Origin of the sequence: Streptomyces sp. NPDC047974, from assembly GCF_040653375.1 — a bacterium.
Lineage (GTDB): Bacteria > Actinomycetota > Actinomycetes > Streptomycetales > Streptomycetaceae > Streptomyces.
In genome coordinates, this window is sequence record NZ_JBEZNU010000077.1 from 1 (window position 1) to 6,866 (window position 6,866).

A 6,866-nucleotide genomic window follows, 5' to 3' on the forward strand; every position below is an offset into this window, starting at 1 on the left:
CGCAAGGCCTACGTGACCGAACTGCTGGAAGGCCGCCAGGGCCCGGCAATTGCCGCCACCGACTACGTGCGTGCGTATGCGGACCAGATCCGTGCGTTCGTGCCGATGAGCTACACGGTGCTGGGTACGGATGGTTTCGGCCGTTCGGATACGCGTGCGAACCTGCGCCGGTTCTTTGAAGTGGACCGGTACTACATCGCGCATGCCGCGATTGCGGCGCTGGCGAAGGACGGGAAGATGACCGCGAAGGATGTGGCCCGGGCGATCAAGCAGTACAAGATTGATCCGGAGAAGGCTAATCCTGTTGGGGTTTGATTTCGTCAATTATTTGACGTGAGAAGGGGCGGCCATTGGCCGCCCTTTTCTCTATAAATGACCCGCCCTGAATTAGCTTGACACCTTTTCCCTCTGGAAAAGGAATGCTCAATGAAATCAACAATCAGGCGCAGCCAGCGGGATTACTCGCTGGCCTTCAAGTTGTCGGTGGTAGATCAGGTCGAACGCGGGGAGCTGACCTACAAAAAGGCCCAGGAGCGCTATGGGATTCAAGGCCGTAGCACCGTGCTTACCCGGCTTCGCCGACATGGTCGGCAAGACTGGGCGGCTGGGGCATCATTTCCTCCCATGAGCACTATCCCCAAAGCCGGAGCGGCCCAAGGGGAGTGTGACCACACGTGCGACGGATGGATCGTCCAAGCTGGTGAATTGCGCTTGCACTTTGTGTCCATGATATGGATACCGAATGCTCGGTCTGATCTCACCATGCCACTGGAGCCGGTAGTCTCCTTTCCCCAACAGGGCAAGCTCCTTCAGCTTAGGGAGAGACGCAGCAGATCTTGCTTTGAGATGACCCGAGCCTTGAGACGAACTTTATTCCCGTGCCTAGCGATGTCTCCAAGCTGGAGGCTGTGCTCAAAGTGCTCAATGAGCTTCATGACCCAGGTCTCGTGGCTTAAGGTCCTGCTTTGGATCAGGCGCACGAGTAAGCACTTGGCCCGCGGAGATTTGAGCGTGTTGAGCCCATCTGGAGGGCTGCTGGGTGGCCACCATTTGTATCGCTATTAGCTGGGGAGTCGGGCTTGCGACGGATTCAACCCGCGCGAGCGGGCGGATACCGTGAAACATGGGAGGGTATCAGCCATGCGGGTGATCGCCTGCAGGAGCGGAAAGCAATTCTTGAACCTCTTTGACAGGATGGTACGGGCAGCTTTGGTCTTTGGGCTGGCCCACAAGCGAGGTTAGCCTCTGGTGATTCCTCAAAATCTGGTTCAAGCCATTGATCAGTCGCTCAAAGATCAAAGGTCAACGATTGCCAGCTCAACGAGCCTTCGTGCAATTCGCTCGGAGTCGACTGCAAATCTTGCTACGAAGGTTCGGTGCTCTTGACTGGTCCGGTCAAAGCGCACCGCCCGATGACTGCTTCGCTGCACCTCCGCGCTAGGTAGGTTGATGATGATGAAGCCTAGTACTGGCTCGCGAGTGCAATCGTAATGGGAGACAAAGTTTCGAACGCATCGGATCTCTTTGCACTTCGCCTGGTCGGCATTGTCGAATCGTGATGCATAAGTTTCCCAAAGCTCCTCGATGATCAGGAAGTGCCGCCGCAGCTGCTCCTCTACGTAGCCTCCGAAATCACCAGCCTCCGCGAGCGTGCGCACCCAGCGCTCTGCGGCGAGGGGAATCTGCGGCATTTGCACAGGCGCCGCCGCGTGAATGATCGTGGCCTCACAGCGATCCGAGAACGAGACCCCATCTTGGGATGTGGCGCCCCCCTTCATCACAGGCAACCTTGGTAGGGAAACATGGAGCCGCCGAAGCTGCAGCCGTTGCCCCAAACTCAGCTCCCACGCCAACACAAGCTGCTGCATGCGAGCATCAGTGAGTGCGATGAGGGTGTCTAAATCCGTACCGGGCGCCACTTCGGTCTGGGCAATACGCAGGGTGACGTCGAGATTCTCGCCCTGCTCGAAGTGACATCCCGGCCACTGGGGTGGAGGCACGTAGAGCAACCGGTGAAATCCTCGGACGATGTAAACGATCTGAAGGGCATCATCAGGCACAACTGCGGCGCTGGGCGCAGACTGTGCATCATGGCCAATCACTAGCCCGGGCCTCCGAGTCATTTGTAGATCAACCCTTCTTAGGTCTTCTATCGGCGAGCCACTTCAATGAGCGCTCATAGACAGGCTGCGCGTTATTGTAGATGTCGTTGTAATGAACCTGGACGACCAGATCAGCTAGGGTTCTTCGGACCTGAGCCCGAAATTCATCGGAGGGGTGGTCATAGACGAGCAGCTTGATACTCTTTCCGACTCCGATAGATCTTCCATCGATGTTCCCGACGTACCATCGGAATGTCATCCAATCAGGGAGCTCAAGATACAGGGCGTCGCCCAAGATCTCTCGATCCCTAACGATGCGCAATTTTTCGACAACTAGAGGGCCAGTGCCGTTGTTGACTAGGGTCACGATGATCCTGTCTTCAAGATCGCTGCAGGTAACCGCCGCCAACGGGCGAACGGAAAGCCTATTGTGCTTTCGCTGCGCCCACAACGCGAATACTGCAACGATGAAGGCGAGGATTGCACCTACGCCCGATAATCTATCGGCGTTATCCCATAACCAGCACATAAGTCCCCTGAGCTTAGCGGCGCTGCCGCCGCGCAGCCAGTCTAGGATAGTTCAGAATCCTCGGCGACCGGAGGCAAATGGTCATGTGCTCATCGCAATTTGCGAGCCCCCTGTTTAGCTAAGTGAATTGGCGTGGTTCCTAAATGAGACCTGTGACTGACTGTGCTGTCCTAGTTGTTTGCCAGGCCCGGAGCACCGCAGCACAACTGATTCCTGCGCGGAGGTTCGGCCTTGACGCTAGAGGGCAACCTGTGGGAGCTGTGCATGAGCCTGCCCATGATGGCATCGGTCAGCGAGGGATCAGGCATGAGGGCATCTGGCTGGTATTTTCCGCCTACGATGGTTGCGCTCGGCCCATCTAGTCATCGAGCAGTTACAGCAGATCGGATCGCCCGCGGTTGCGGGGCGGGGCCACGAATGTCCGGCGAGCGCCTGCTGCCACTGATGGCAAATAGTCGCAAGCTTGAGCGACTACAGTCTCCTGCTGAGCCTCAAGTAAGGAGCAAATCTCTGTTGAACCATTGAGCGCGCCCTATCAACTCCTTCTTCGCTGTCCTTGAGGCGTTCGAAATCCGCCCTATGAGTTTCATGGGCCTCCGGGTCGATCTTTGAGCAGTGGTTTGCGTACATATGGATCATGGTTCGGTGGCGGTCGATGTAGTGCAAGAAGATGGCCACATCCTTATCGAAGAGGAAGGGAGCCTCCAATAAGCCGCTCTCGAAGTTGCTAACGACTTCTCTGGGTAATAGCAGATACGCCTTGGACGGCTGGCCGTTCTTGAGGCGCGCGGATGGGCCGCGTCGGGTCGAGATTTCCTCCTGCATAGCGTTGAGTAACGCCACGGTCGCTTTGTAAACCACCAGCCTGCGATCGTAAGAGTCTAAGCGTAGCTTAACTCTGTTTGTGTGCCACTGTGCTGCTGCCACGGCAACACCGAGCGCAGCAACGCCGGGGCCGAGACTGGCCTTCATTAGGTCCAATATAGAGTCCATGCAGATGCGTAGATCCAGAGGTGAGGAGAACGTTGCCGAGCTTGAGCGCAGGTGCCCCGTGAGGGATGGCTACAGCTATGCCCAGTCGTGGAGTCATGGCCGTGAAAAGTCCTAGGGAAGATGCTGGCGGAGGAGCATACAATTTCTGGCTCATACAATGCGGCCGTACAGATGTGGGTCCTCGCTGTGCCCAGCCACTCAGAGTTCCACCTTCAAGCAGTAGAGGCGCTCCGTACCCATTGAGTTGGTGTCTGCTTCAATGGATGGAGCTTCAACCTCGTGTCATTCCCGCAGATACCTTTACCCCAGGTGCGGTTGTCGGTTCGATCAGCGCCGACAGTGTTGCAGCAATTCGGAAATGAAATCCCTTCTCGTCGATCGCAAGAGCCAGCCACGTAGCCTTCCCACCGCCCTTCGAACTATCCCGAATGTGAGCCAAACTTCTGAGGTAACGCTCCAGCTGCCTTGGTGGAAGGCCCATCGTCGAATTCTTCAGCAATTCGCCATTGACCGCCTTGCCCAAGATGCAGGCAATTATCTCGTCCCCGGACATCTCAACGACTTCTTCGGATGCACCGATCGCTGTGGCGTATAACATCGAAGAGAAGCTCATAGTCTGCCCATCTGCGTTGCCATAACAGAGCAAATGGCATTTCAGTGACTGGCTCACGAGATTGGTTTCATTGATTAGGCTTGCAAGCGCCTCAGAGGTCCACTTCTCCGCCTCTGTCTGAATCGACTTGGCTTCTCTTTTGAACTCAATGGCTAAGCAGCGTGCATTTCCTGCTACCAAGTCACCGAAGCAACCATCGTTGGGCGTCTGCTGGAACATGTTGACAGGGACTGGAGTGCCGGCTGCGCCCGATGCGTACCCAAGTTGAAAGATGAACCCACCCAGCATCTGGTTTTCGTAGGCCAGCTCTGCTTCGATTGAAGCTTCATCGGCCTCTATCGCGTCGGACTTTCTGTGCAGCTGACGCATAAGGTCCAGACAGGCATTCAATCGGGCTCTGAGGTCGGCAGTTGGTGGAGGAGATGACTTGCGCGAGCACCTTGACTCCATGCAGATCAGAAAATGGGCGTAGCAGAGCAGTAGGAGGTGCCACGAGCCGAAGGACTCATTCTTAGAGATATCGCTAGCGGCGCTCTTTGCCCACTTGGCCATAAGTCGTGCAGTGTGACCAGCGCCAGTCTGTTCACTGGCGAGCGTCACCTTATTGGTTTCCTCTGCAATTTTATCCCTGAGGTCCTCGCCAGGCTGCCTCTTGGTGATCGGTGCCTGGCACGCACGAGCTAGTGTAGTTCCTCCTATGACGTCGGTCATTCGCGCTACCTCGTTTGAGTCATAGTCTTTCGCGCCCAGATCCAACATCGCCTTCACTTCATCAGCGAGGACATGGACAAAACCAACCAGAAGGCGGCGCCTGGGTAGCTCGAGCTTTTCTAGATCGATTGCCTCAATCTTGGCTGTCAGTTCAACTGCGAGTGGGCAGGAATCCTGCTTCTTGAGCCAATTGAGGTCCATTTCGATTTCATCTTCGTGCGTGTTGAACATTGAGCTACTCTGCTATGACTCATCGAACTCGAAGTGTAGAGGCGTCTAGGGCCGCCCGGCATCGTATGGGGCTCATGGAGTGCTGTACTGACCCCACAGGCTCGTTATCTGTAAGATCGGCCATACACGTATTGCCTTGAGAGACCAATGGTTTCAGTCCTAGCAATACCAAGGTCTCGTGTATTCAGATACCGGCTAGTGCAGGAACGCACTCAAACTCACCTGCGTTTGGGGCTGGCCTTGAAGCGCTAGGATCGCGTCTCAATCCAAGGCGGCAGTCGCTACCGCTAGCCGAAGTGCGCCAGTTCTGAGTGGCGCGGCGAATTGGAGTTCATGCTCAACTTCTGGGCAAGTCTGCATTGCGTCTACGGGGACAGGAATGTGTCAACGACCATCATGGGTTCGGGTACAACCCATATTTCCCAGCACCGGGGCATCTCGCCGTACGAACTGTTGAAGATTATGTTGTGGACCTGTCGGGTAGGCGAGACCCCTGTGGCGCGACCAGTCATACTCTCCCTCATCGTGGTGCGTGATCTGATAAATTGGACCAGATTTTCCGAGATTGAGGCTGCCACCCACGGGTTGTAGAGTGTAGTAGTGGCTGCTTTGACGGCCTTCGCCTGTGGGGACATCAGTTTCGTAACTGACAGCAGTTGGTAGTTGACTCAAGCATTGCATGGACCGTTATGCGGTAACTCTTCCGAGGCGCTCTCAAGCCTCGTTCACTAGGGATAGGAGACGGAAATGTCTGGATCTGGTGGTGGTAGTTTTGGTGGCGGTGGGGTTCAGGAGATTGCCTGTGACCGTCTCTCTTTTGAGACGCAGTTGAGTTCCCCCAAGCCTTCAGTCGTGGCTGGAATCAACGTCGGCGATGTCTTGTTCGTGGCCATCGAGCAGCAATTGGCTGCGCAGGTAGTGGTGATCAAGCACGGCAATCAGGTGGCCGGAGGAATTACCTCACCCAAGATGTCCCGCTTGCTCGAGTGTATGCGGCAGGGAACCCAGTACCAGGCCACGGTACTGAGCAAGGCCGGCGGCCAGGTAACCATACGTATCTCGCCTTGAGACGCTAGGCAACGACAGGGGATAAATGGATGTTGACTATCGTCGGTGGTATCTACCGCGAGGTGTGTTTGCGCCCGCAGTGGGACGAAGTGTATGGATCGGCCGGACGTGCGGCGTCAGCGGTGTCGCGTCTGGGTGGACAGGTGACATTGCACGGCTATCTTGATGCTGGCCTCCAGCCGATCCTGGAGTGTCGTGCAGCAGATGAGGGCTTTGGCCTATCGATTGCGCCGTTGCCACGGTCTGCCTCTTTTCACTACAGCCACGGATTGTCGGTACCGTGGATCCAGCAGCCAGAGCGGCAATCGCCGCTCAGCGTGAAGGCCGATCACGTGCTTCGCTTTGGCATGCTGGAGAGCACGGCCATAGTCGACGCCGAGTACGCCGTATTCGATCCACAGAACGTTACGGGGACTGAAGCTTTTGGCGCTAACGGCTCAAAGGCCCAGCACCTGGCGCTTGTGCTGAATCTGACTGAGGCAAGGAGCTTGCTCCAGCGATTCGATTTGACGTCCGAGCAGATGGCTGCCGAGCTGGCTTCGCAGCACGGCGCAGAAGTGGTGGTGTTGAAGATGGGGCCGATGGGGGCCTTGGTGCTCCTCGAGGGCGGCACTGAATG

6 protein-coding genes and 2 pseudogenes are annotated in these 6,866 nt (G+C 56.3%); 5 read left to right on the forward strand and 3 right to left on the reverse strand.

Translation table 11 applies throughout. The features are described 5' to 3' along the window. Both AB0E19_RS38000 and AB0E19_RS38005 read left to right on the forward strand, forming a co-directional pair. A pseudogene (locus tag AB0E19_RS38000) lies at positions 1–315 on the forward strand (pyruvate dehydrogenase (acetyl-transferring), homodimeric type); the annotation flags it as partial. Positions 316–426: 111 nt separating this feature from the next. Next, a pseudogene (locus AB0E19_RS38005) lies at positions 427–603 on the forward strand (IS3 family transposase); the annotation flags it as partial. A 692-nt stretch (positions 604–1,295) separates the two neighbouring features. Here the strand turns inward: AB0E19_RS38005 and AB0E19_RS38010 are convergent. The 3 genes from AB0E19_RS38010 to AB0E19_RS38020 form a co-directional block, all read right to left on the reverse strand. Then, complete coding sequence (locus AB0E19_RS38010) at positions 1,296–2,060, reverse strand: hypothetical protein (RefSeq protein ID WP_049454461.1); 765 nt, start codon at positions 2,058–2,060, stop codon at positions 1,296–1,298. A gap of 1,042 nt (positions 2,061–3,102) precedes the next feature. Next, the gene (locus AB0E19_RS38015; RefSeq protein WP_148563069.1) at positions 3,103–3,603 is read right to left on the reverse strand and encodes a hypothetical protein; all 501 of its coding nucleotides are present in this window, start codon (positions 3,601–3,603) and stop codon (positions 3,103–3,105) included. Between the two features lie 292 nt (positions 3,604–3,895). Further along, positions 3,896–5,179 (reverse strand): hypothetical protein, encoded by a 1,284-nt coding sequence (locus tag AB0E19_RS38020; protein ID WP_362189637.1) that lies wholly within the window; start codon positions 5,177–5,179, stop codon positions 3,896–3,898. Between the two features lie 324 nt (positions 5,180–5,503). On the opposite strand from AB0E19_RS38020, the gene AB0E19_RS38025 reads away from it, so the two are divergent. The 3 genes from AB0E19_RS38025 to AB0E19_RS38035 all read left to right on the forward strand — a co-directional run. Beyond that, positions 5,504–5,770: a macro domain-containing protein gene (locus tag AB0E19_RS38025; protein ID WP_049428613.1), complete on the forward strand. Its 267-nt coding sequence runs from the start codon at positions 5,504–5,506 to the stop codon at positions 5,768–5,770. Positions 5,771–6,031: 261 nt separating this feature from the next. Beyond that, entirely contained in the window at positions 6,032–6,247 is a 216-nt protein-coding gene (locus AB0E19_RS38030) for a hypothetical protein (RefSeq protein WP_362189642.1), read from the forward strand. Between the two features lie 29 nt (positions 6,248–6,276). Then, positions 6,277–6,866 (forward strand): hypothetical protein (locus AB0E19_RS38035; RefSeq protein ID WP_362189645.1); only part of this gene is annotated, 590 nt, incomplete at its 3' end.

Excerpts from the sequence above, each read along its gene's own strand:
- AB0E19_RS38020 (WP_362189637.1), bottom strand. The coding sequence starts at position 5,179 with ATGTTCAACACGCACGAAGATGAAATCGAAATGGACCTCAATTGGCTC.
- AB0E19_RS38015 (WP_148563069.1), bottom strand. The coding sequence starts at position 3,603 with ATGAAGGCCAGTCTCGGCCCCGGCGTTGCTGCGCTCGGTGTTGCCGTG.